21 protein-coding genes and 1 tRNA gene are annotated in these 22,710 nt (G+C 71.8%); 17 read left to right on the forward strand and 5 right to left on the reverse strand.

Annotation, left to right across the window (positions count from 1 at the left end; translation table 11 throughout):
• Positions 1-55: 55 nt before the first annotated feature.
• Positions 56-1,447: a TrkH family potassium uptake protein gene (locus AC4F3Q_RS10880; protein ID WP_491039978.1), complete on the reverse strand. Its 1,392-nt coding sequence runs from the start codon at positions 1,445-1,447 to the stop codon at positions 56-58.
• A gap of 207 nt (positions 1,448-1,654) precedes the next feature.
• Between AC4F3Q_RS10880 and AC4F3Q_RS10885 the strand changes: the two genes are divergently transcribed.
• From AC4F3Q_RS10885 to AC4F3Q_RS10900, 4 genes are all read left to right on the forward strand, one after another.
• Positions 1,655-2,800 (forward strand): sensor histidine kinase, encoded by a 1,146-nt coding sequence (locus AC4F3Q_RS10885; RefSeq protein WP_491039979.1) that lies wholly within the window; start codon positions 1,655-1,657, stop codon positions 2,798-2,800.
• Entirely contained in the window at positions 2,797-3,471 is a 675-nt protein-coding gene (locus tag AC4F3Q_RS10890; RefSeq protein ID WP_491039980.1) for a response regulator, read from the forward strand. The genes AC4F3Q_RS10885 and AC4F3Q_RS10890 overlap by 4 nt, the downstream gene beginning before the upstream one ends.
• A 248-nt stretch (positions 3,472-3,719) precedes the next feature.
• Complete coding sequence (locus AC4F3Q_RS10895; RefSeq protein WP_491039981.1) at positions 3,720-4,676, forward strand: metalloregulator ArsR/SmtB family transcription factor; 957 nt, start codon at positions 3,720-3,722, stop codon at positions 4,674-4,676.
• A 28-nt stretch (positions 4,677-4,704) separates the two neighbouring features.
• Positions 4,705-5,142, forward strand: coding sequence for an arsenate reductase ArsC (locus AC4F3Q_RS10900; RefSeq protein ID WP_491039982.1), 438 nt, complete (start codon positions 4,705-4,707; stop codon positions 5,140-5,142).
• A 74-nt stretch (positions 5,143-5,216) separates the two neighbouring features.
• Here the strand turns inward: AC4F3Q_RS10900 and AC4F3Q_RS10905 are convergent, their stop codons facing one another.
• The 3 genes from AC4F3Q_RS10905 to AC4F3Q_RS10915 all read right to left on the reverse strand — a co-directional run bounded on the left by AC4F3Q_RS10905 (position 5,217) and on the right by AC4F3Q_RS10915 (position 6,771).
• Positions 5,217-5,588 (reverse strand): hypothetical protein, encoded by a 372-nt coding sequence (locus AC4F3Q_RS10905; protein ID WP_491040036.1) that lies wholly within the window; start codon positions 5,586-5,588, stop codon positions 5,217-5,219.
• A gap of 341 nt (positions 5,589-5,929) precedes the next feature.
• Positions 5,930-6,005, reverse strand: a tRNA-Arg gene (locus AC4F3Q_RS10910).
• 109 nt (positions 6,006-6,114) lie between these two features.
• Positions 6,115-6,771, reverse strand: a complete 657-nt coding sequence (locus AC4F3Q_RS10915; protein ID WP_168447845.1) for a FadR/GntR family transcriptional regulator — start codon at positions 6,769-6,771, stop codon at positions 6,115-6,117.
• A 155-nt stretch (positions 6,772-6,926) separates the two neighbouring features.
• Between AC4F3Q_RS10915 and AC4F3Q_RS10920 the strand changes: the two genes are divergently transcribed.
• The 7 genes from AC4F3Q_RS10920 (at position 6,927) to rho (ending at position 16,490) form a co-directional block, all read left to right on the forward strand.
• Entirely contained in the window at positions 6,927-7,601 is a 675-nt protein-coding gene (locus AC4F3Q_RS10920) for a hypothetical protein (RefSeq protein ID WP_491039983.1), read from the forward strand.
• A gap of 29 nt (positions 7,602-7,630) precedes the next feature.
• Positions 7,631-9,310 carry an arginine--tRNA ligase gene (gene argS / locus AC4F3Q_RS10925; protein ID WP_491039984.1) on the forward strand — a complete coding sequence of 560 codons (1,680 nt, stop codon included), beginning with the start codon at positions 7,631-7,633 and terminating at the stop codon, positions 9,308-9,310.
• Positions 9,307-10,713, forward strand: a complete 1,407-nt coding sequence (lysA, locus tag AC4F3Q_RS10930; RefSeq protein WP_491039985.1) for a diaminopimelate decarboxylase — start codon at positions 9,307-9,309, stop codon at positions 10,711-10,713. Before argS ends, lysA begins: the two co-directional genes overlap by 4 nt.
• Positions 10,714-10,911: 198 nt before the next feature.
• Positions 10,912-12,201, forward strand: coding sequence for a homoserine dehydrogenase (locus AC4F3Q_RS10935; RefSeq protein ID WP_491039986.1), 1,290 nt, complete (start codon positions 10,912-10,914; stop codon positions 12,199-12,201).
• On the forward strand, positions 12,201-13,271 hold the full coding sequence (thrC, locus tag AC4F3Q_RS10940) for a threonine synthase (RefSeq protein ID WP_168447850.1): 1,071 nt from the start codon (positions 12,201-12,203) through the stop codon (positions 13,269-13,271). Before AC4F3Q_RS10935 ends, thrC begins: the two co-directional genes overlap by 1 nt.
• A gap of 3 nt (positions 13,272-13,274) precedes the next feature.
• Positions 13,275-14,195, forward strand: coding sequence for a homoserine kinase (gene thrB / locus AC4F3Q_RS10945; RefSeq protein WP_168447851.1), 921 nt, complete (start codon positions 13,275-13,277; stop codon positions 14,193-14,195).
• Positions 14,196-14,507: 312 nt separating this feature from the next.
• Positions 14,508-16,490: a transcription termination factor Rho gene (gene rho / locus AC4F3Q_RS10950; protein ID WP_491039987.1), complete on the forward strand. Its 1,983-nt coding sequence runs from the start codon at positions 14,508-14,510 to the stop codon at positions 16,488-16,490.
• A 77-nt stretch (positions 16,491-16,567) separates the two neighbouring features.
• Here the strand turns inward: rho and AC4F3Q_RS10955 are convergent, their stop codons facing one another.
• The gene (locus AC4F3Q_RS10955; RefSeq protein WP_491039988.1) at positions 16,568-17,704 is read right to left on the reverse strand and encodes a glycosyltransferase family 4 protein; all 1,137 of its coding nucleotides are present in this window, start codon (positions 17,702-17,704) and stop codon (positions 16,568-16,570) included.
• Positions 17,705-17,908: 204 nt separating this feature from the next.
• Between AC4F3Q_RS10955 and rpmE the strand changes: the two genes are divergently transcribed.
• From rpmE to AC4F3Q_RS10985, 6 genes are all read left to right on the forward strand, one after another.
• On the forward strand, positions 17,909-18,124 hold the full coding sequence (gene rpmE, locus AC4F3Q_RS10960; RefSeq protein WP_168447854.1) for a 50S ribosomal protein L31: 216 nt from the start codon (positions 17,909-17,911) through the stop codon (positions 18,122-18,124).
• A 145-nt stretch (positions 18,125-18,269) separates the two neighbouring features.
• Positions 18,270-19,373: a peptide chain release factor 1 gene (gene prfA / locus AC4F3Q_RS10965; RefSeq protein WP_491039989.1), complete on the forward strand. Its 1,104-nt coding sequence runs from the start codon at positions 18,270-18,272 to the stop codon at positions 19,371-19,373.
• Positions 19,373-20,296, forward strand: coding sequence for a peptide chain release factor N(5)-glutamine methyltransferase (gene prmC, locus AC4F3Q_RS10970; protein ID WP_491039990.1), 924 nt, complete (start codon positions 19,373-19,375; stop codon positions 20,294-20,296). The genes prfA and prmC overlap by 1 nt, the downstream gene beginning before the upstream one ends.
• On the forward strand, positions 20,293-20,985 hold the full coding sequence (locus tag AC4F3Q_RS10975) for an L-threonylcarbamoyladenylate synthase (RefSeq protein WP_491039991.1): 693 nt from the start codon (positions 20,293-20,295) through the stop codon (positions 20,983-20,985). The genes prmC and AC4F3Q_RS10975 overlap by 4 nt, the downstream gene beginning before the upstream one ends.
• The gene (locus AC4F3Q_RS10980) at positions 20,982-22,118 is read left to right on the forward strand and encodes an MraY family glycosyltransferase (protein WP_491039992.1); all 1,137 of its coding nucleotides are present in this window, start codon (positions 20,982-20,984) and stop codon (positions 22,116-22,118) included. The genes AC4F3Q_RS10975 and AC4F3Q_RS10980 overlap by 4 nt, the downstream gene beginning before the upstream one ends.
• Positions 22,108-22,554 carry a Cg1360 family ATP-synthase-associated protein gene (locus tag AC4F3Q_RS10985; protein WP_491039993.1) on the forward strand — a complete coding sequence of 149 codons (447 nt, stop codon included), beginning with the start codon at positions 22,108-22,110 and terminating at the stop codon, positions 22,552-22,554. Before AC4F3Q_RS10980 ends, AC4F3Q_RS10985 begins: the two co-directional genes overlap by 11 nt.
• Positions 22,555-22,710 lie beyond the last annotated feature (156 nt).

Genomic DNA, 22,710 nt, shown 5'->3' on the forward strand with positions numbered 1-22,710 from the left:
GAGACGCTACCGTGTCGCCAGCGACGACGGCGCCTCCGGCGTCGGGCCGCGGCCGTCAGCCGATGAGCGGGCGCCCCTCGGGCCGACGGACAAGTCGCTGACGCTCACGCAGCACCAGCGCCGAGGCGAGGGTGACGGGGCCGAGACGGCCCGCGAACATCAGGCCGACGAGGAGGATCTGGTGCCCCGCTGCTAGTTGTGCCGTGATGCCCGTGGACAGCCCGACGGTCGCGAATGCGGAGACGACCTCGTACAGCACCTGGTCGAGCGTGTAGGTGCTGGTCATGGCGATCACCATCGTGGAGACGACGACGACGGCGACGCTGAGGAGAGCCACGGCGAGGGCCTGGCGGATCACCGCGGGGGAGAGGCGCCGGTCGAACAGGTCGACGTCGGGGTCGCCTCGCAGCTCCGCTGTGATCGCGAGCAGCAGCACGGCGAAGGTGCCGACCTTGATCCCGCCTGCGGTCCCGGCGCTACCTCCTCCGATGAACATCAGGACGTCGCTGCCGAGGAGCGTCCCGGTGTTCATCGCGGAGATGTCGACGCTGTTGAAGCCAGCAGTCCGTGGCATGACGGCCTGGAAGAAGCCCGCAAGCACGCGACCTGGTGCATCGAGCGCGCCGAGCGTGCCTGGGTTGGTCCATTCTGCGGCGGTGACGAACAGGGTCCCGCCGCCGAGCAGGATGGCAGTCATGAGCAGGGTGAGCCTCGTGTGGACGCTCCACCTACGGGGGCGACGATGCTGCCGCATCACCTCCATGATCACCGGGAACCCGATGCCGCCCAGGATGACTGCAGCGGCGATCGGCAGGCAGATCCACGGGTCGGCGACGAACCCCGAGAGGTTGTCGCTGAACAGCGCGAAGCCAGCGTTGTTGAAGGCGGAGATGGAGTGGAACACGCCCAACCACACGCTCGAGCCCAGGGATCTGTCGTAGGCGACGGCAAATCGGACGGCGAGCACGACCGCGGTGAACGCTTCGACGGCGAGGCTGATCCGGGCCACACCGAGAAGAACCGTCCGGACGTCGCCGAGGCCGACGCTCTTCGTCTCCGTGGCGGCGACGATCCGTGAGCTCAGACCGAGCTGCCGGGAGATGAGGAGCCCGAGGAGCGATGCGAGAGTCATGATCCCGAACCCGCCCACCTGGATGAGGACGAGGATCGTCGCCTGCCCGAAGGCGGACCAGTCTGTCGCGGTGTCCACGACTGCGAGCCCGGTCACGCAGAGAGCCGACGTGGCGGTGAACAGCGCCTCGAGCGCTGTTGCGCCACCAGGACCCGGGGTGGCCACCGGGAGCATCAGGAGCCCAGTGCCGATGGCGATCCCGGACGCGAAGCCTGCGACGACGGTGCGCCCGGGGTTGTGGCTCCACGTACGTCGCCAGTCCCGAGCCTGCCGGGGATGACGGCGTACCGGCGGGCGTGGTGTCCAGATGCTCATCGACGTGCTGTGCCTCGGTCGGGGGGCGCGGATCGGGGGCGTCCGCGGCGCCAGCATTCGCCAGTGCCGTACGAGCCTAGGTTCTGCGTGCCGGAAGACGGTCACGAGCGGGGCTCGTCCGACATCAAGATTTCGTAAGGAGGCCGCGGGTCGTCACCGGCGGCGATCGGTGTGCGTGGGCGGGCCTCGCTGTGGGACCGTGTCAGGGTGGCTCGGTGGACGATCTCGTGGCAGCGCGCACAGCGTCGTGCTCGCGGAGGGGTCGCGACCCATCGGCAGGTCGTAGGCCTGATCCTCTCGCTGCTCGTCCCGCCCGGGGGCAGCGCGTTGCTGCTGCTCGCTCGGGACGACCTGGCGCTGGGCAGCGTCCTGCTCCTCTACCTCCTCGGCGTCGTCGTCGTCTCGGCCGTGGGCGGCCTGATCCCGGGTCTCGTCGCAGCGACGCTGTCGTTCGGCCTCGCGAACTGGTTCTTCGCCCCGCCGTTCTACACGCTCGCGGTCGAAGGGCGGGACATGGTGATCGAGCTCGTGGTGTTCGCTGCTGTCGCTCTCGTCGTCGCCACGACGGTCGAGGTCGCGGCCCGCGACCGTCTCCACTACCAGCGCGACCTTGACGTGCACCTGGCTCGCACGCGCGACCTCGCCGCGCAGGACAAGGTTCGTGCCGCGCTCCTGGCCTCGGTCGGGCACGACCTGCGAACGCCGCTGGCGAGCGTCAAGCTCGCCGTCAGCAGCCTCCGACAGACGGACGTCGCGTGGTCGGGCGCAGCACGGGCGCAGCTGTTGGAGACGATCGAGGACTCGACCGACCGGCTGTCTCGACTGGTGGCGAACCTCCTGGACATGACCAGGCTGCGCTCGGACGCGGTCACGGTCGCCCTCGCTCCGGTCGCGCTGGACGAGGTCGTCCTCGGGGCGCTGCGGACGGAGGACCGGAGTCGTGTCGAGGTGTCGCTCGACGACGGCCTTCCGCTCGTGCTCGTGGACCACGGTCTTCTCGAGCGGGTCGTCGAGAACCTGGTGGACAACGCGCTTCGCTTCAGCCCTCCCGACGCGCGCGTCGAGGTGTGCGCGCGGGAGCATGCCCGCGCGACGGAGGGCCACGCTGCCGGGAAGGTGACGACGATCGACCTGAGCGTCGTCGACCACGGGCCGGGGATATCCCCTGATCGCTGGGACGAGGTGTTCGTGCCGTTCCAGCGTCTGGACGACCGGGACAGTCGATCGCACGTCGGTCTGGGCCTGGCGATCGCGCGCGGGTTTGCCGAGGCGATGTCGGGCGAGCTGAGCCCGTCGACGACGCCCGGCGGAGGCCTGACGATGACGCTGCGACTGCCGGTGGCGGGGACATGACCAGGCTGCTCCTCGTCGAGGATGACGAGTCCCTGGTCCGGACTCTCGACCTGGCTCTGACCGCGCACGGCTTCGACGTGCGGGCGGCGGCTCAGGGCGAGCGGGCGCTAGTGCTCGCCACCACCTTCCAGCCTGCGGTCGCGATCGTCGATCTCGGCCTGCCCGACGTCGATGGGCTCGCCGTGGTGAGGCAGCTTCGCGCGTGGTCGGACCTGCCGGTGATCGTCCTGTCGGCACGCGACGCCCAGCGTGACAAGGTCGCGGCCCTTGACTCGGGCGCGGACGACTACGTGACCAAGCCCTTCGGGATGGACGAGCTCTTGGCGAGGCTGCGTGCGACGCTGCGCCGTGCCTCTGGCGGTGATCGCCTGCCGGTCTTCGAGTCAGGGCACCTGCGGATCGACCGCACCGCCCGACGCGTCGAGCGCGACGGCGACCGTGTCCATCTCACCCCGACGGAGTGGAGCCTGCTGGAAGCGCTCGTGTGCTCGGCCGGACGCGTGGTGACCCAGCGTGACCTGCTCAACGAGGTGTGGGGGCCGCAGTACGTCGACGAGGTCACCTACCTCCGCGTCTACGTCGCCCAGCTGCGCCGCAAGCTCGAGACGGACCCGGCCTCGCCCCGCCACCTGCGCACCGAGCCCGGAGTGGGGTACAGGTTCGAGCCGTAGCGGTCCCTGGCGCACGGTGGCGCCCTTGGAGCGGGGCGCCCCCTCCTGTCGTTGCTCTCTGTTCATCCGGAGTTGGTTCGAGAATGCCTCGACACCTGTCAATATAGATCGACATCGATACAGGTGGGCGTTCATCGCGGCCGGCAACAACGTCGGGCGGGCGATCGCTGTCCGATCGCCACGTCCGGGAGGGCATCATGACCACGTCACGCGAGGAGTGCCCGGCGAGTCCGGCTGAGGCTCACAGCATGAGCCTGGACGCCGCGACCCAGGTCGCGGCCGTCCTGAGAGCGCTGGCCGAGCCGCTCCGCCTGCGGATGCTCTCGTTCATCGCGACCGGGCCCACCGGCGAGGCTTGCGTCTGCGACATCGCGACGGTCGCCGACGTCGCACAACCCACCGTCTCCCATCACCTCAAGGTGCTCAAGAGCGTCGGAGTCCTGGTCTCCGAGCGGCGCGGCACCTGGGTCTACTACCGGATCGCTCCCGACCTGCGGGGCGCGGTGAGCACTCTGCTCGATGCCTTTGCCCCGGCCGTGCTCGAGATCGCGCAGGCGACCCGCGGCAGCGACGGACTCAGCGATGTCGACGACGTGCTGGCACGTATCGCAGGCCAGCTGGCCGCCCGCTTCGGGAACATCGACTCCGCCCTCGTCACGGCCACGGTCCGCGAGTCCTACACCGCGCTCGCGCGGAGCGCCGGGGTCCGGGCTCATCTCGTTGCGACGGCGGAACGCTTCGCCCGTCAACGCCTCGAGGACATCACCCGTACGAGCCAGCCGTCCGTGAAGGTTCCGCAGGTGCTGTTCATCTGCGTCGCCAACGCGGGGCGCTCGCAGATCGCCGCGGAGCTCGTTCGCCAGTACGCCGGGGACGCCGTCATCGTGCGGTCAGCAGGATCGGCGCCCGCCAGCGACATCCATCGTGGCGTCCGTACGGTGCTGGCTGCCATGGGGTCCAGCGGCGACGCTTATCCCAAGCCGCTCACCGATGACGCGGTGCGGGCGGCGGACGTCGTGGTCACGATGGGCTGCGGAGACACCTGCCCGGTGCTCCCAGGGGTCCGCTACGAAGACTGGGTCGTCGGCGACCCTGCGCTCGCTTCGCACGACGGGGTCATGGCCATCACCGCCCAGATCGACGCTCACGTGCGCGCCCTGCTCACTTCCCTGCTCCCCGATCTCGAGCTCCCGGAACCCCGGTGAGCTCTCTTACCAGCACCAGGAGATACCCATGAACCCCACCGCCGGACACGCCTCGGCCAAGCCTTCTGTCCTGTTCGTCTGCGTCCACAACGCCGGTCGCTCCCAGATGGCCGCTGGCTATCTGCACGCTCTGGGGGCGGGGCGGGTCGAGGTCCGTTCCGCGGGGTCCCAACCAGCCGACCAGATCAACCCGGTCGCTGTCGCGGCCATGGCCGAGGACGGCGTCGACATCACGTCCTTCGCCCCCAAGGTCCTCACGACGGACGCGGTCAAGGCGTCCGACGTCGTGATCACGATGGGCTGCGGTGATGTCTGCCCGATCTTCCCCGGCAAGCGCTACGAGGACTGGAAGCTCGACGATCCTGCTGGCCAGGGCATCGACGCGGTCCGCCCCATCCGCGACGCCATCAAGGCTCGCGTGCGGGTGCTGCTGGACGAGCTCGGCATCGACCCGGTCACCGCGTGAACACCTGGTGAGCGCGACGCGCCGCCGCGCCTGCGTCGGCTCGCAGCGCGAGAGGTCGCGCAATGGTCCGGGTATCAGCTCGGCGGGCCGTAGAGCAGGCGCCTGACAGCAGACCGCGACACCAGCAGCGCGATGACGAGCAGCGTGACGGGGAGGAACCCCCCCAGGCTTACGGAGCCGCCGAATGCGACGTCGATCAGCCAGAGCACGACGAACTTGCTCCCCGCTGCCACGGTCCAGAGCATCAGACCAGACACGGCCTTGGACAGTCGCGTCCGGGCCTCGCGCAGCCGGGTCATCACGGCGCCTTTGAGGACCAGGACAACCTCGAGGGTGATCTTGAGCAGTGCGGCCGTCAGCATCGAGAGGGTGAAGGTCTCGCTGATCACCGGGGCGAAGAACTGAATGGCGACGTTCAGGACGACGACATACACGAAGAGGTCCATCACGTCTGCCGGGTGCGTGAGGACCCAGGCTCGCAGCTGTCCGAGCCGCGAGCGCGCCTCACCTACGGCCGGATCGGACGACTCGCTCATAGCACTCACCCTCCGCCTGCGATCGCGGGGTTCGCAAGAGCCTTGACCAGCGCGACCCGCCCGGATCAGGGGCCGTGCCGAGAACGTTCTCAGGCCCGCTTCATGTTCGTCTTACGCCTGTTGTCGTGCTTCGCTGTCGTGTCGAGATGAGGCCGCCCCCCGGCCCTCGATGAGGACCGGCCCCCAGACATGACAACGGCGGACCTACGATTTCGTAGGTCCGCCGTCGCGGATGTCCTGAGACATCACAATGGTGCCCTCGACAGGATTCGAACCTACGACCTTCTGCTCCGGAGGCAGACGCTCTATCCACTGAGCTACGAGGGCGGGACCAGGACTGACCTGGAACCTGTGCCGGTCGCAGACGCGTCCAGCACGAGCACCGAGACTACCACCGCGGCGCTCCCGGTGCGCACGCGCGCCGGGCCTGGGCCGGTCAGCCGCGCAGCGGGGAGAGGTACTCCTCGAGGTAGCCGTAGATCTCGTGGGCCGCGCGGTCCTCGTCGCCGTCGGCGATCGCCTCGACGAGCGCGTCGTGCGTGTGGTCGGGGTGGTCGGTCTCGACGTTCGCGCGGATCGAGTCACCGATCGCGTCGATGAGGTTCTCGTAGAGGTCGAGCAGCAGCGGGTTGCGGGCGGCCGCGACGATCGCGCGGTGCAGCGCGAGGTCGGTCGTGACCATCGCGTCGATCTCACGGGCGGCGAACGATTCTCCGCGGTGCTGGTTGAGCGTGCGCAGCGTCGCGACGTCGCGATCGGTGCGGCGCTGCGCGGCGAGACGGGCAGCCTCGACCTCGAGGCTGCGGCGCACCTCGAGGATGTGCTGCTGGTGGACGTGGGCCATCTGCCGTCCGAGCGCGACGGTGAGCTCGGAGTCGGACAGGACGTAGGTGCCGGATCCCTGGCGGCGGGCGAGCAGCCCGGAGTGCACGAGCGACTGGACGGCCTCGCGGATGGTGTTGCGGCCGACGCCGAGCGTCGCAGCGAGGTCGGTCTCGGTGGGGATCCTGCTTCCGACGGGCCAGGTGCCGTTGACGATCGCGTCCCGCAGGTGGGACACGGTCCGGTCGATCAACCCGGTGCGCGTAGACATACGAACAGCTCCGTTCTCAGGGTGCTTGCCCACAGTCAACACCGCAGGCACCCGATCGGCCTAGCCGTCTCGCGACACCGCGGCTCAAGTCCGCCCCGCCGAGGCCGAAGTAGAGGGTGAGGGCAGCAGCCGTCCGACAGGGATGAGGTGGCGAGGTGGTCGTCGCACGAGGGCGTGAGATGTCGCGTGGCCTGGGCCGCGTGGCGCTGGCGCTCGTCGTGCTCGCGCTCGGCGTCTGGTTCGTCTTCGCGTGCGTCGCCGTGCGAGACGTGACGCACGCGCCGGAGGACGTCCAGCTCGGTGCTGAGGCCGCAGCGCCTGAGGTGACGACTGCGGCTGACGTGGACTCCCGGGCCAGCAGCAACGCGGGCGACCGCGCGATGTCGGGGCTGGCGGACGCGGCTCCCGAGGCGGAGCCGAGCGGCGTCCCTCTCAGCGGTGAGAGCGCGCTCGAGGCCTCTCTTCCCGCGGACGTCCCCGGTTTCGGCACGGACGGGTTCTTCCCGGTGTCCGCGCCCGACGGCGTGCAGGCCTACCGGGCCGATTTCGTCCCCGTCGTCGCGGCGGCGAAGGACGAGCCGGTGCACGTCGAGGTGTCGACGTGGCCCACGACGACGGCCGCGCTCAGCGCGGGCGACGACGCGATGCGTTCCGTCGTCGACCAGGGCGGCAAGGTCCGCAAGGTGCCCCGCGGCCTGCCGGAGGACGCGCGCAGGGCGGACGTCGACGGTCGGGCCATGGTCGTGTGGACAAGGTTCACGACGACGTTCGTCGTCGTCGGCACCCCCGGCCAGGCTGCGTCGCTCGCCCGCGAGCTCGACCTCGGCTGACGCCCTCCCCGCGCCGGTAAGATGGCCCGGTGACCCCTCTCGAGCTTTCTCACGCGATCAGTGCCGCCCTGGCAGCGGCCGTCTCCGACGGTGCGCTGGCCCTCCCTGTCGAGGACGTGCCGGAGTCCGTCCACGTCGAGCGTCCGCGTCAGCGCGAGCACGGCGACTGGGCGACGAACGTGGCGCTGCAGCTCGCCAAGAAGGCGGGCATCGCGCCGCGTGCGCTCGCTGAGGACCTCGCGGCGCGACTCGCGTCGACGCCGGGCGTCGCGAAGGTCGACGTCGCAGGTCCGGGATTCCTGAACATCACGCTCGACGCTGCCGCTGCGGGTTCGCTCGCACGCACGATCGTCGAGGCGGGTGCCGCGTACGGGCGCGGCGACGCGGAGGCGGGGCGCCGCATCAACCTCGAGTTCGTCTCGGCGAACCCGACGGGCCCGATCCACATCGGTGGCGTGCGCTGGGCTGCCGTCGGTGACTCGCTCGCGCGCGTCCTCGAGGCTGCGGGCGCCGAGGTGACGCGCGAGTACTACTTCAACGACCACGGCGCGCAGATCGACCGCTTCGCTCGGTCGCTGCTCGCTCGCGCCAAGGGCGAGGCTGCGCCTGAGGACGGGTACGGCGGCCAGTACATCGAGGACATCGCCACGGCCGTGATCGCGGACGCCGTCGCCGCCGGTGATCCCGACCCGCGCACGCTGCCCGACGACGAGGCGCAGGAGGTCTTCCGTGCCCGCGGCGTCGAGCGCATGTTCGGTGAGATCAAGGAGTCGCTGCACGGCTTCGGCGTGGACTTCGACGTGTACTTCCACGAGGACGAGCTGCACGAGTCGGGTGCGGTCGACCGCGCGATCGAGCGGCTGCGCGCCGCCGGCCACATCTTCGAGGCCGACGGCGCGACGTGGCTGCGCACGACGACCTTCGGCGACGACAAGGACCGCGTCGTCATCAAGTCGGACGGCGAGGCCGCCTACATCGCGGGTGACATCGCCTACTACCTCGACAAGCGTGAGCGAGGGTTCGACGACGCGATCCTCATGCTCGGTGCCGACCACCACGGGTACGTCTCGCGGATGATGGCCGTCTGCGCGGCGTTCGGCGACGAGCCGGGCCGCAACCTGCAGATCCTCATCGGCCAGCTCGTCAACCTCGTGCGCGACGGCGAGCCCGTGCGCATGTCGAAGCGCGCCGGCACGGTCGTCACCCTCGAGGACCTGGTCGACGCTGTCGGCGTCGACGCTGCGCGCTACTCGCTCGCGCGCTCGTCGAGCGACTCGACGATCGACCTCGACCTGGGGGTCCTCGCGAGCGCGACGAACGAGAACCCTGTCTACTACGTGCAGTACGCGCACGCGCGCACCGCGAACGTCGCGCGCAACGCGGCCGAGCACGGGGTGCGCCGCGAGGACGGGTTCGACCCGTCGCTCCTCACCCACGAGACCGAGGCGGCCCTGCTGGGCATGCTCACGGACTTCCCGCGCGTCGTCGCGCAGGCCGCGCAGCTGCGCGAGCCGCACCGCGTCGCGCGGTATGCGGAGGCGCTCGCGGGCAGCTACCACAAGTGGTACGGCGAGTGCCGCGTGACGCCGCTCGGCGACGCGCCCGTCGAGGACGTGCACCGCACGCGCCTGTGGCTCAACGACGCGACGCGCCAGATCCTGGCCAACGCTCTGGGCCTCCTCGGGGTCAGCGCGCCGGAGCGGATGTGAGCGCGGCGCCCGCAGGCGCCGCGGTCCCCGCGTACCCCGCGGGCGGGACGACGATCCCGGGCGAGCCGTGGTCGCGCGGTGTGGAGCGTGGCCCTGACGGCGCGGCGAGCGTCGGCGGCGTCGACGTCCGCGACCTCGCGGCGCAGCACGGCACGCCCGCGTACGTCGTCGACGAGCGGGACGTGCGCGAGCGTGCGCGGGCCTACCGCGAGGCGTTCGAGATGGCGTTCGCCGAGATCGGCGCGGGCGTCGACGTCTACTACGCGGGCAAGGCGTTCCTCTCGGTGGGCTTCGCCCGCTGGGTGCACGCGGAGGGTCTGCGCATCGACACCGCGTCGGGCGGCGAGATGGAGACGGCGCTGCGCGCCGGCGTCCCGGGCAGCGACCTGGGCCTGCACGGCAACAACAAGTCGGACCAGGAGATCGCTCGCGCGCTCGACGTCGGCGTCGGGCGGATCATCGTCGACTCGCTCGTCGAGATCGAGCGCGTGGCCGACGCCGCCGCTGCGGCGGGCGTCCGCGCGCCGGTCATGGTGCGCGTGACGACGGGCGTCCACGCGGGCGGGCACGAGTACATCTCGACCGCGCACGAGGACCAGAAGTTCGGCCTGTCGATGGCGCCGGGGGAGGGCGGCCAGGACGCGTCGGCGATGGTCGCGCTGCTCGCTGTCCTCGCGCGTCCCGAGCTCGAGCTGCTCGGTATCCACTCGCACATCGGCTCGCAGATCCTCGACCCGTCGGGCTTCGAGGTCGCGGCTGAGAAGGTTCTCGGTCTTCGCGCCGAGCTCGCGGAGCGCACGGGCGTGCTGGTCCCGGAGGTCGACCTCGGCGGGGGCTACGGCATCGCGTACCTCCCGGGCGAGGTCGCGCTCGACCCGGCGCGCATCGCGAAGGACGTCGCGGCGTCGGTCGCGCAGTCCGCGGCGCGCCTCGGCACGCCGCTGCCGCGCTTCTCGATCGAGCCCGGGCGCTCGATCGCGGGCCCGGCCGGCCTGACGCTCTACACGGTCGGCACGGTCAAGCCCGTGCGCACCGACGACGGCGTGCGCACGTACGTGTCCGTCGACGGCGGCATGAGCGACAACATCCGGCCTGCCCTGTACGGCGCGGCGTACCACGCCGAGATCGTGGGGCGGCTCTCGGTCGCGGAGCCGGTGCTCGCGCGCGTCGTCGGCAAGCACTGCGAGTCGGGCGACATCGTCGTCCACGACGTCTACCTGCCGGGTGACGTCGCGGCAGGCGACCTGCTCGCCGTCGCAGCGACCGGCGCGTACGGACGGTCGATGGCCTCGAACTACAACATGCTCACGCGGCCCCCCGTCGTCGCGGTGCGCGACGGCGCGAGCACGGTGCTCGTCCGGCGCGAGACGGTCGACGACCTGCTCGCCCTGGACGAGGGCTGAGCACCCGTATCCTGAGACGGTCGGCCTCGGGCTGACCGCACGCGGGAGGATCGTGGCGCCGGCGAGGACGCGAACGGCCCGCACGGGTCCCGTCACGCCGGCTCTGACGCATGACAGGCAGGACGTGCGCCCCGGCGGTCGACGGCGCGGCGCACGACGGCCGCGCGCACGCGCGGCACGGACGAAGGGTGTGGTCACGTGGTGGCACCGAAGGAGGCGCTCCGCGTCGGCCTGCTCGGGTGCGGGGTCGTCGGATCGCAGGTCGCACGCCTGCTCGTTGAGCAGGCGGGGGACCTCGCGGCGCGCGTGGGCGCCCCGCTCGAGCTCGTCGGCGTCGCGGTGCGTGACACGACGAAGCCGCGTGACGGCGTCGCCCCGGAGCTCCTGACGGACGACGCGCACGGCCTGGTCGCGCGGTGCGACATCGTCGTCGAGGTGCTCGGCGGCATCGAGCCCGCGCGCTCCCTCATCCTCGAGGCGTTCGCCGCCGGCGCGAGCGTCGTGACCGCGAACAAGGCGCTCCTCGCCCAAGACGGCCCCACCCTGTACTCGGCTGCCGACGCCGCGGGCGTCGACCTGTACTTCGAGGCTGCGGTGGCCGGGGCGATCCCGCTCGTGCGGCCCCTGCGCGAGTCGCTCGCAGGCGACCGCGTCACGCGGGTCCTCGGCATCGTCAACGGCACGACGAACTACATCCTCGACGAGATGACCACGAAGGGCCTCGCGTTCGACGAGGTGCTGCGCGCGGCGCAGGAGCTCGGCTACGCCGAGGCCGACCCGACGGCGGACGTTGAAGGGCACGATGCCGCGTCGAAGGCTGCGATCCTCGCGTCGCTCGCGTTCCACACGCGCGTCTCGCTCGACGACGTCGCGTGCGAGGGCATCACGAAGATCTCCGCCGACGACGTCGCGTGGGCGACGGAGACCGGTCACGTCATCAAGCTGCTCGCGATCGCCGAGATGACCGAGGCAGGCGTGTCCGCCCGCGTGCACCCTGCGCTGCTGCCCGCACGCCACCCGCTCGCGGGTGTCAGCGGTGCGTTCAACGCGGTGTTCGTCGAGGCGGCGGCAGCCGGGCCGCTCATGTTCTACGGCCAGGGCGCGGGCGGCGCCCCGACCGCGTCGGCCGTCATCGGCGACGTCGTCTCGGTCGCCCGCCACCGCGTGCTCGGCGGCAAGGGCCCCGACGAGTCGAGCTACGCGTCCCACCCGCTCGCCCCTGCGGACGCCGCGGTGACGAGCTACCAGTTCCGCCTGCGCGTCGAGGACCAGCCCGGCGTGCTCGCACGTGTCGCGCAGGTCGTCGCGGAGCACGGCGTGTCGATCGAGGCGATGCGCCAGCAGGGCACGCCTGCTGGCGGCGTCGCGAACCTCGTGCTGACGACGCACCGCGCTCCCGAGGCCGCGCTCGCCGCGACGGTCGCGGCGGTCGCCGAGCTCGACGTCGTCCAGGAAGTCACCTCCGTTCTGAGAGTCGAGGGAGCCTGATGGCCCACCAGTGGCAGGGAATCATCCGCGAGTACGCCGACCGGCTGCCCGCGCACGTGCAGTCGTCGATCGTCACGCTCGGTGAGGGCGGCACGCCGCTCGTCCCGGCACCGGCGCTGTCGCGCCGCACGGGCGCGGACGTGTACGTGAAGTTCGAGGGCATGAACCCGACGGGCTCGTTCAAGGACCGTGGCATGACGACGGCGATCTCGGCTGCCGCCGGCCGTGGTGCGAAGGCGGTCGTGTGCGCCTCGACGGGTAACACGTCGGCGTCGGCCGCGGCCTATGCGACCGCTGCGGGCATGACCTGCGCGGTGCTCGTCCCGGACGGCAAGATCGCGATGGGCAAGCTGAGCCAGGCGGTCGCGCACGGCGCCCGCCTCCTGCAGGTCGACGGGAACTTCGACGACTGCCTCGTCGCGGCGCGCAAGCTCGCCGAGGTGTACCCGGTCGAGCTCGTGAACTCCGTGAACCCCGACCGCATCGAGGGGCAGAAGACCGGCGCGTTCGAGATCGTCGACGCGCTCGGCGACGCCCCTGACATCCACGCGCTGCCCGTCGGCAACGCCGGCAACATCACGGCGTACTGGAAGGGCTTCGTCGAGTACGAGCAGGACGGCCCCGCGACGCGCCGCCCCCAGATGTGGGGCTTCCAGGCCGCAGGTGCTGCGCCCATCGTGGCCGGCCACCCGATCACCGAGCCCGAAACGATCGCGACCGCGATCCGGATCGGCAACCCCGCGTCGTGGCAGCAGGCCGAGGAGGCCCGTGACACGTCCGGCGGCGTGATCGAGGCGGTGACCGACGAGGAGATCCTCGCGGCGCACCGCATCCTGTCGTCCGAGGTCGGCATCTTCGTGGAGCCCGCGTCCGCCGCGGGCGTCGCGGGCGTCCTCAAGCGTGCCGAGGTGGGTCTCGTCCCCGCCGGGGCGCGCATCACGATCACGGTCACGGGCCACGGCCTGAAGGACCCGCAGTGGGCCTTGCGCACCGCGGACGGTTCCGAGATCGAGCCGCAGAAGATCTCCGCCGACGTCGTGTCGATCGCGGCCGCGCTCGGTCTCGACTGAGCCATGCGTCTGGGAGCTGACCACGTCCGGGTGACCGTGCCTGCGACGAGCGCGAACCTGGGGCCCGGTTTCGACGCGCTCGGGCTCGCGCTCGGCCGGCACGACACCGTCGAGGTCCGTGCCATCGGTGCCGCCGAGACGGTCGTCGAGGTGATCGGCGAGGGCGCGGGCGAGGTCCCGCTCGGCGAGGACCACCTCGTCGTGCGCGCGCTGCGCGCGGCGATCGACCTGGTCGGCGCGCCGCAGACCGGCCTGCACATGGTCTGCCGCAACGAGATCCCGCACGGCCGGGGCATGGGCTCGTCAGCCGCCGCCGTCGTCGCGGGCATCGTCGCAGCGCGTGCCCTGATCGCGGACCCCGAGGCGCTCGACGACGACGCGGCGCTCGCGCTCGCGACCGAGTTCGAGGGGCACCCGGACAATGCAGCGCCTGCTCTCGTGGGCGGCGCGACGATCGCGTGGTCGGGCAGCGAGGGCCCGCGCTCGGCGCGGCTCGAGGTGCACGCCGACGTCGAGCCGTGGGTCTTCGTCCCGACGGTCCGCCTCGCGACGAAGAAGGCGCGCGGCGTGCTGCCCGCGCAGGTCCCGCACGCGGACGCGGCGTTCAACGCCGGCCGCGCGGCCCTGCTGGTCGAGGCGCTCACCCGCCGCCCGGACCTGCTCTTCGAGGCGACCGAGGACAGGCTGCACCAGGACTACCGCGCCGAGGTCATGGCGAGCTCGACCGAGCTCGTGCGCGGTCTGCGGGGTCTCGGCCTGCCGGCTGTCGTCTCGGGCGCGGGCCCGACGGTGCTCGTGCTCGGCCGTGCGAGCGAGGGCGACCGCGTCGCGCAGGCGGTCGCCGAGCTGCTCGGCGACGACGGCCCGTTCGACGTGCTGACGCCGGGGCTCGACCTCGTCGGTGCGCGCGGCGAACGCCTCTGAGACACCGGTCGCGGACTGTGTCGGGGACCTCGGGTGCGATGCTACGATTGCCGTGGTTCCCCGCAGCAGAGCGAATCCGCTCTCGCGACGCCGTGAGCATCCCGCGCGTCAGAGCTCGACTCGACACGTCCGCGGTCGGGGGAATCAATCCAGGTCACGTGAGTCAGCCCGCGCACACCGTCGTCGGTGTCGCTTGGCGGCACGCGCGATCGTCGGGAGCCCACCGCGAGAACGCTCGCGGGTCCGGGCCCCGGCTCCACCCGCGGTCGGCCCACGAGCCGTCTCGCACAACCCCCAGGGGAAGGGTCCTTCGTGACTGACACCATCGATGCCCCCACCGGCGCCATCTCCGCGATGCGCCTCCCCGAGCTGCAGGCCGTCGCCGCGCAGCTCGGCGTGAAGGGCACGTCCAAGATGCGCAAGAGCGATCTGGTGGACGCCATCAACTCCGCGCGTTCCGGCTCGGGCGCACCTCGCGGCGTGGGCAACGCCCGCAAGAGCAACGCTGCGGACAAGCCCGCGCAGGCCCCCGCGGCGGAGCAGCCGCGCGATGCCGCCCGCGGCACCGACGACCAGCCTCGCAGCGAGGACCGCCGTGGCGGCTCCAGCTCGGAGGACGCGGCAGTGGCCCGCGAGGAGGCCGCCCGCAAGCGTGCCGAGGCACGTCTCGCCGCCAAGGAGCGCCGTCGCGCCGAGCAGGGCGACCAGCGCGGCCAGGCCGAGCAGGGCTCGGGCCAGGGCGAGGTCAAGGGCCGCGACGCCGTCGCAGCCGACCTCGCCTCGATCGAGCGTGGGCTCGAGCGCGGGCAGCGCTCCCGCCGCTCGGGTCGTGACGCCGGCGCCCCGCAGCAGGACGGCGAGCGCACCGACAAGGTCGGCGGCGACGAGCGCCGTCGCGAGCGCAACGACCGCCAGGACCGGCAGGAGCGCCAGGACCGCCCGCAGCGGGCCCAGGGCGAGCAGCGACGCCAGCAGCAGGAGAGCCAGGACGACGACGAGCGCGGCGGTCGCCGTCGCCGCGGGCGCGACCGCTACCGCGACCGGGACCGCAAGCGCGGCCGCACGCCGCGTGGCGCCGCTGACATGGGCGCCGAGGACTTCGAGGTCCACGAGGACGACGTCCTGCTCCCCGTCGCGGGCATCCTCGACATCCGCGACAGCTACGCGTCGATCCGCACGACCGGCTACCTGCCGGGTGCGAGCGACGTCTACGTGTCCCTCGCGCAGGTCAAGAAGAACGGCCTTCGCCGCGGTGACGCGATCACGGGTGCTGTCCGCCAGCCTCGTGAGGGCGAGCAGCCGCAGGTGCACACGGCCCGCAGCAAGGTGAACCCGCTCGTCCGCCTCGACACGGTCAACGGCATGTCGCCCGCCGAGGCGATGGACCGCCCGGACTTCGCGAAGCTGACGCCCCTGTACCCGCAGGAGCGCCTGCGCCTCGAGAACGTCGGCGCGACCAAGCTCACGCCGCGCGTCATCGATATCGTCGCCCCGATCGGCAAGGGCCAGCGCGGCCTCATCGTCGCGCCCCCCAAGGCGGGCAAGACGATCATCATGCAGCAGATCGCGAACTCCATCACGGCGAACAACCCTGAGGTGCACCTCATGGTCGTGCTCGTCGACGAGCGGCCTGAAGAGGTCACCGACATGGAGCGGACGGTCCAGGGCGAGGTCATCGCCTCGACGTTCGACCGGCCGGCGTCCGACCACACGATCGTCGCGGAGCTCGCGATCGAGCGCGCGAAGCGTCTCGTCGAGCTCGGCCAGGACGTCGTCGTGCTGCTCGACTCGCTCACGCGTCTGTCGCGTGCGTACAACCTCGCGGCGCCCGCGTCGGGCCGCATCCTCTCCGGTGGTGTGGACGCCTCGGCGCTCTACCCGCCCAAGCGGTTCTTCGGCGCGGCGCGCAACATCGAGAACGGCGGCTCGCTCACCATCCTCGCGTCGGCGCTCGTCGAGACCGGCTCGAAGATGGACGAGGTGATCTTCGAGGAGTTCAAGGGCACGGGCAACATGGAGCTGCGCCTGTCCCGTTCGCTCGCCGACAAGCGGATCTTCCCGGCGGTCGACGTCAACGCGTCGGGCACGCGTCGCGAGGAGATCCTCATGGGCTCCGACGAGCTCAAGATCACCTGGAAGCTGCGTCGTGTGCTCGCCGCGCTCGACCAGCAGCAGGCGATCGAGCTGCTCCTCGGCAAGTTCAAGGAGACCAAGTCGAACGTCGAATTCCTCCTGCAGGTGCAGAAGACGACGCCGACCGGTCCGCACGACGACGACGCCGGCAAGACGGTCTGACCGTCACCTCCCGGCATGACGAAGCCCCCGCGACCTCGTGGTCGCGGGGGCTTCGTCGAGTGTGCGCCGCGCGCTGATCAGCGCGGCAGGCCCAGGTACCCGTGGAGCGTCGTCGCGACCTCGTCCCACGTCCAGTCGCGCGCGACGCGCTCGCGCCCTGCGGCGCCCATGCGTCGTGCCTTCTCGGGATCCTTGAGGAGCTCGACGAGCCGCGCCGCGATGTCGGCGGGATCGCGCGGGTCGACGACGTAGCCGGTCACGCCTTCCTCGATCGCGTCAGGAGCGCCGCCGGAGCGGCCCACGATGACGGGGAGCGCGGTGGCTGCGCCCTCGAAGAACGCGAGCGGCAGGCCCTCGGGCTCGAGGCCCATGAGGCGGGTGCGCGACGGCATGGCGAACACGTCGCCGGCGTCGACGTACGGCGGGACGTCGGTCCAGGGCAGGGGACCGGTGAAGACGACCGAGTCTGCGACGTCGTGCTTGACGACGAGCCTGTCGAGGCGCTTGCGGGCGGACCCGTCGCCGACGATGAGGAGGATCGCGCCGGGCACCTCCGCGCGCACGCGCGGCCAGGAGGTGATGAGCATGTCCTGGCCCTTGCGCGCGACCACGCGTGCCGCGCAGACGACGACGGGCGCGTCGGCCGCGATGCCGAGCCGCTCGCGCACGGCGTCGCCGCCGTTGTCGGGCTTGAAGCGTGTGACGTCTGCGCCGGGGTGCAGGCGGCGCATGCGCTCGCGCGCGGCCGGTGTCATGGGCCGGGCGATGATGTCACGGCACCAGTCGTTGATGAACGTGACGTGGTCGGTCGCCTCGCCCGCGGTGCGGATGACGCGGCGGACCCCGGGGACGCGCGCCCACCAGGTCTCGGCGGAGTGTGTGATGCCGACGATCTTCTGGGCGCCTGCGGCGCGCAGCGCCGGGGCGAGGAGGGCGAGCGGCGCGGAGGCGCCGAAGACGACGCGGTCGCAGTCGTAGCGCCGGAACGTCTCGAGCACCTCGAGACGAACACGTCGGGTCGGCAGGAGCGTCGTGCGGCGGTCGCGCACGACGGGGTAGGGGAGCGTCGCGTCGAGCTCGGTGGCGCCGGGCATCGCGGCGGTGTGCACGACGACCTCGTCGGCCGGGAAGCGCGCCGCGACGGCGCTCACGAAGGCCTCGATCCCTCCCTGTCGTGGCGGGAAGTCGTTCGTGACGATCAAGGTGCGGGGCACCGTTCCTCCTGTGGATCGGCCAGCCGGGTCGCAGGCGTGCCCATCGTAGCGGCGCGCCCTCGCGGGGCCGTGCGTCACCGTGAGGAGCGCCACGTCCTCACCCTGGTCACACGGTCTTGACGGGCGTGGCAGAATAGATCGCTGGTATCCGGTTCACGGCCACGGAACGTGGGCGACCCGGGTCCGTTCCCCTCAAGGAGAATCATGAAGAAGGACATCCACCCCGAGTACGTCGAGACGACGGTCACGTGCACCTGTGGCAACTCGTTCACGACCCGGTCCACGCAGACCTCTGGTGAGATCCGCGCGGACGTGTGCAGCGCCTGCCACCCGTTCTACACGGGCAAGCAGAAGATCCTCGACACCGGCGGCCGCGTCGCCCGCTTCGAGGCTCGCTACGGCAAGAAGGCTGCCAACTAGCGACTTTCCAGCGCCGGCGGAACCGTGCCGACAACCTCTCCAGGGGCAGTCGGGGAAGCGGTCCCGCCGGCGCTGTCGTGTCTCCGGCGTGCTGCGGTGCGCCGATCCCTGAGCAGACCCGGCCCCAGCGCACCGAAGGAACCCGATGAGCAAGCCCGACGACGTCTCCGAGAGCTTTGCCGCGGTCGAGCCGCTGCTCGCCGAGCATGCGCAGATCGAGCGACAGCTCGCGGAACCGGGGATCCACGCGGACGCGGGCAAGGCCCGCACGCTCGGCCGTCGCTATGCCGAGCTCGGCCAGGTCGTCGGCGCCTACCGCACGTGGCGCACGGCAGCCGACGACGTCGAGGCGGCCCGCGAGATGGCGTTCGAGGACGCGTCGTTCGCCGCCGAGGTCCCGGCGCTCGAGGAGGCGGAGTCTGCCGCCCGTGAGAAGCTGCGCCGCGTCCTCGTGCCGCGCGACCCGGACGACGGCCGCGACGTCATCCTCGAGATCAAGGCAGGGGAGGGCGGTGAGGAGTCCGCGCTCTTCGCGGGTGACCTCTTGCGCATGTACCTGCGGTTCGCGGAGCGCCAGGGCTGGAAGACAGAGATCATCGAGGCCACGGCCTCGGACCTCGGCGGGTACAAGGACGTGCAGGTCGCCGTGAAGGCGAAGGGTGCGGTCGCGCCCGAGGACGGCGTGTGGGCGCAGCTCAAGTACGAGGGCGGCGTGCACCGCGTCCAGCGCGTCCCGGTGACGGAGTCGCAGGGACGCATCCACACCTCGGCGGCAGGTGTGCTCGTGTTCCCCGAGGTCGAGGACGCGGGCGAGATCGTCATCGACCCGAACGACCTGCGGATCGACGTCTACCGCTCGTCCGGGCCGGGCGGGCAGTCCGTCAACACGACCGACTCGGCCGTGCGCATCACGCACGTCCCGACGGGGATCGTCGTGTCGATGCAGAACGAGAAGTCGCAGCTGCAGAACCGCGAGCAGGCCATGCGCGTCCTGCGCGCCCGGCTCCTCGCCGCGCAGCAGGAGGAGGCCGCCGCGGCGGCCAACGACATCCGGCGGTCGCAGGTCCGCACGGTCGACCGTTCCGAGCGCATCCGCACCTACAACTTCCCGGAGAACCGGATCGCGGACCACCGCACCGGGTACAAGGCGTACAACCTGGATGCGGTGCTCGACGGCGACCTGGGTCCTGTCGTGCGCTCGGCGATCGAGGCGGACGAGGCTGCCCGTCTCGCCGCGGCCGGCAGCTGATGGGCGAGGGCGTCGCGACGCGCGATCTCCTCGGCCGGACCGCCGCGACCCTTGCGGCCGCGGGCGTGCCCTCCCCGCACGCGGACGCCGAGCTGCTGCTCGCGCACGCGTGGGGCGTCGACCGTGGAGAGGTCGCGACCGCGGCCGTGCTCGGCCGTGAGGTCCCGGCCGACGTCGTCGCGTCGCTCACGGACGTCGTCGCGCGGCGCGCGCGTCGCGAGCCGCTCCAGCACATCGTGGGGAGCGCACCGTTCCGCCACCTCGAGCTCGCCGTCGGCCCGGGCGTGTTCGTGCCTCGCCCCGAGACCGAGGAGGTCGCGCAGGTCGCGATCGACGAGGCGCGCCGTGTCGCTGCGGCCGGCGCGCAGCCGGTCGTGGTCGACCTGTGCACCGGCTCGGGGGCGATCGCGCTCGCCCTGGCGACCGAGGTCCCTGAGTCGCGTGTGCACGCCGTCGAGCTCGACGCGGACGCGCACGCGTGGGCCGAGCGCAACGTCCGCGCCGTCGGAGCGGCTGCGGGGCGTCCCGACCTGGTGACTCTCGTACGGGGCGACGCGCGCACCGCCGTGCGGGGCCTCGACGGGACCTGCGACGTCGTCGTCTCCAACCCGCCGTACGTCCCGCCGGGCGCGGTGCCCGTCGATCCCGAGGTCGCCGAGCACGACCCGCAGGTCGCGCTGTACGGCCTCGGCCCCGACGGGCTCGAGGTCCCGCGCGGCATCGCCGCTGCAGCCGCGCGTCTCCTGCGTGCGGGCGGCCTGTTCGTCATGGAGCACGCCGAGGTGCAGGCTGACGCCGCGCGCGCCCTCCTCGAGGCGACCGGGAGCTTCACCGCCGTCGAGACCCGGGCCGATCTGACCGGGCGACCACGCATGGTGGTCGGCCGCCGTGCAGCGCGCGACGTGGCAGGATCGACGTCGTGAACGCGATCCTGAAGGTCGACGATCCGCAGTCCTGGGGACCGTCGCTCGACGAGGCCGTCGCGGCGCTGCAGCGCGGCGCCGTCGTCGTCCTGCCCACCGACACCGTCTACGGCATCGGCGCCGACGCTTTCGACGCCGACGCGGTCGCCGCGCTCCTCGCAGCCAAGGGCCGCGGCCGACAGATGCCGCCGCCCGTCCTCGTCCCGGACGTCCGCACGCTGGACGGCCTCGCGACCGACGTGACCGACGACGTCCGCGCGCTCGTCGAGCGCTTCTGGCCCGGCGGCCTCACCGTGATCCTCACGGCGCAACCGATGCTCGCGTGGGACCTCGGGGAGACCCACGGGACGGTCGCGCTGCGCATGCCCGACCACCCGGCCGCGCTCGCGCTCCTGCGCCGGACGGGGCCGCTCGCCGTGTCGAGCGCGAACCGCACCGGACAGCCTGCGGCGATGAGCGCCCAGGAGGCGCACGACCAGCTCGGCACCTCCGTCCAGGTCTACCTCGACGGAGGAGAGGCCCCCGGCGGTGTCGCGGCCCCGATGGGCCCCGCGACCGGTCCGCGGATGCGCGTGGTGCGCGCGGGCGCGATCATGGTCGAGGACCTGCGTTCCGTCGTCCCGGGCGTCCTCGACGTCGGCGAGGACGATGCCGCGTCCGCCCCTGACGGCGCGGCGGGAAGCGCGTGAGGGTCTACCTCCTCGTCGCGCTCGTCGCGGCGTGCGTCACCCTGCTCACCACGCCGCTCGCGCGGTGGGTCGCGATGCGCACGGGCGCGATGACGGCCGTGCGTGCGCGTGACGTGCACCAGGTCCCGACGCCGCGGCTCGGCGGCATCGCGATGCTCCTCGGGCTGTGGGCCGCGTTCGTGCTCGCGTCGCGGATGCCCTTCCTCGCTGGCGTGTTCACCGCGTCGAACGAGGCGTGGGCGATCCTCCTCGGCGCGACGATGGTCTGCCTGCTCGGTGTCGCGGACGACATCTGGGACCTCGACTGGATGACGAAGCTCGCGGGCCAGGTGCTGGCCGCGGGTGTCATGGCGTGGCAGGGCGTCCAGCTCATCACCGTGCCGATCGCGGGCGTGACGATCGGCTCGAGCCGTCTCTCGCTCTTCGCGACCGTGCTCGTCGTCGTGGTCGCGATGAACGCCGTGAACTTCGTCGACGGTCTCGACGGTCTCGCTGCCGGTCTCATCGCGATCGGCGGGACGGCGTTCTTCGGGTATACGTACCTGCTGACCCAGGACACGAACCCGACCGACTACTCCGACCTCGCGAGCCTCGCGACGGTCGCGCTCGTCGGCGCGTGCCTGGGCTTCCTGCCGCACAACTTCCATCCGTCGCGCATCTTCATGGGCGACTCGGGCTCGATGCTCATCGGACTCGTTATCGCGGCTGCCGCGATCGTCGTGACGGGCCGGATCGACCCGGCACGGCTGTCCGAGGGGCAGGCGGTCCCGGCGTTCCTGCCGATCCTGCTCCCGCTCGCGGTGCTCGTCCTCCCGCTGCTCGACATGATCCTCGCGGTCGTGCGACGCGTCAGCCAGGGCAAGTCGCCGTTCCACCCTGACCGGATGCACCTGCACCACCGCCTGCTCGCGCTCGGGCACACGCACCGGCGCGCGGTCGTGCTCATGTACCTGTGGACCGCGGTGTTCGCGTTCGGAGCCGCGTCCCTCATCACGTTCAGCGTCGCGCAGGTTGCCGTCGGGCTCGGCGTAGGGGCGCTCGTCGCGCTCGCGCTGACCCTCGGGCCCTTGCGCCCGCAGCGCTCCCGGCCGGGAGCGTCCACCACCGCCGTCGAGGAGAAGCATGTCGCCTGAGCCCGCCCCGTCCTCCGCCGTGCGCACCGCGTTCGGTGCCGTGCTGCGTGACGTCGTCGTCCTCGTGGGAGTCCTCACCGTGCTCGGCGGCCTCGTCGGGTTCCTCGTCCGCGGCACCGAGGGCCTGTGGGGCGCGCTCATCGGCGCGGCCATCGCGGCACTGTTCACGCTCACGACCGCGGTGATCATGTACGCGACGGCCGACAAGCCGATCCACGTGACGACGGCGTCGGCAGCGGGTGCGTGGCTCGGGAAGATGGTCGTGCTCGTGGTGGTGCTCGCTGTGCTCAGGGACCAGGACTTCTACGACAAGGTCGTGCTGTTCGTCGTCCTGACGCTCGCGATCCTCGGGTCGCTCGTGGTCGAGATGCGTGGCCTCGCGGCGGCGCGCGTGCCCCACGTCGAGCCGGGTGCGGGGGCGCGCGCGGACGACTGACGGTCAGGGCTGCAGGGCCACGACCGGCCCTCAGGTGCCGTAGGACCTACGTCCTGAAACCGGTGTGCACCGATGTGCTCGCGAAAATGTCGCTCACGTCACACCGTGCGCCCCTCATGCGGTCCTGCGGGACGACCCCATGGGTTAGTCTTGGAC

Source organism: Flavimobilis sp. BM9, from assembly GCF_058313055.1.

Bases quoted from the DNA above. Each gene is read 5' to 3' on its own strand.
- AC4F3Q_RS10880 (WP_491039978.1), bottom strand. From the start codon at position 1,447: ATGAGCATCTGGACACCACGCCCGCCGGTACGCCGTCATCCCCGGCAG.
- AC4F3Q_RS10890 (WP_491039980.1), top strand. From the start codon at position 2,797: ATGACCAGGCTGCTCCTCGTCGAGGATGACGAGTCCCTGGTCCGGACT.
- AC4F3Q_RS10895 (WP_491039981.1), top strand. From the start codon at position 3,720: ATGAGCCTGGACGCCGCGACCCAGGTCGCGGCCGTCCTGAGAGCGCTG.
- AC4F3Q_RS10900 (WP_491039982.1), top strand. From the start codon at position 4,705: ATGAACCCCACCGCCGGACACGCCTCGGCCAAGCCTTCTGTCCTGTTC.
- AC4F3Q_RS10905 (WP_491040036.1), bottom strand. From the start codon at position 5,588: ATGGACCTCTTCGTGTATGTCGTCGTCCTGAACGTCGCCATTCAGTTC.
- AC4F3Q_RS10915 (WP_168447845.1), bottom strand. From the start codon at position 6,771: ATGTCTACGCGCACCGGGTTGATCGACCGGACCGTGTCCCACCTGCGG.
- thrC (WP_168447850.1), top strand. From the start codon at position 12,201: ATGGCCCACCAGTGGCAGGGAATCATCCGCGAGTACGCCGACCGGCTG.
- thrB (WP_168447851.1), top strand. From the start codon at position 13,275: ATGCGTCTGGGAGCTGACCACGTCCGGGTGACCGTGCCTGCGACGAGC.
- rpmE (WP_168447854.1), top strand. From the start codon at position 17,909: ATGAAGAAGGACATCCACCCCGAGTACGTCGAGACGACGGTCACGTGC.
- prfA (WP_491039989.1), top strand. From the start codon at position 18,270: ATGAGCAAGCCCGACGACGTCTCCGAGAGCTTTGCCGCGGTCGAGCCG.
- prmC (WP_491039990.1), top strand. From the start codon at position 19,373: ATGGGCGAGGGCGTCGCGACGCGCGATCTCCTCGGCCGGACCGCCGCG.
- AC4F3Q_RS10985 (WP_491039993.1), top strand. From the start codon at position 22,108: ATGTCGCCTGAGCCCGCCCCGTCCTCCGCCGTGCGCACCGCGTTCGGT.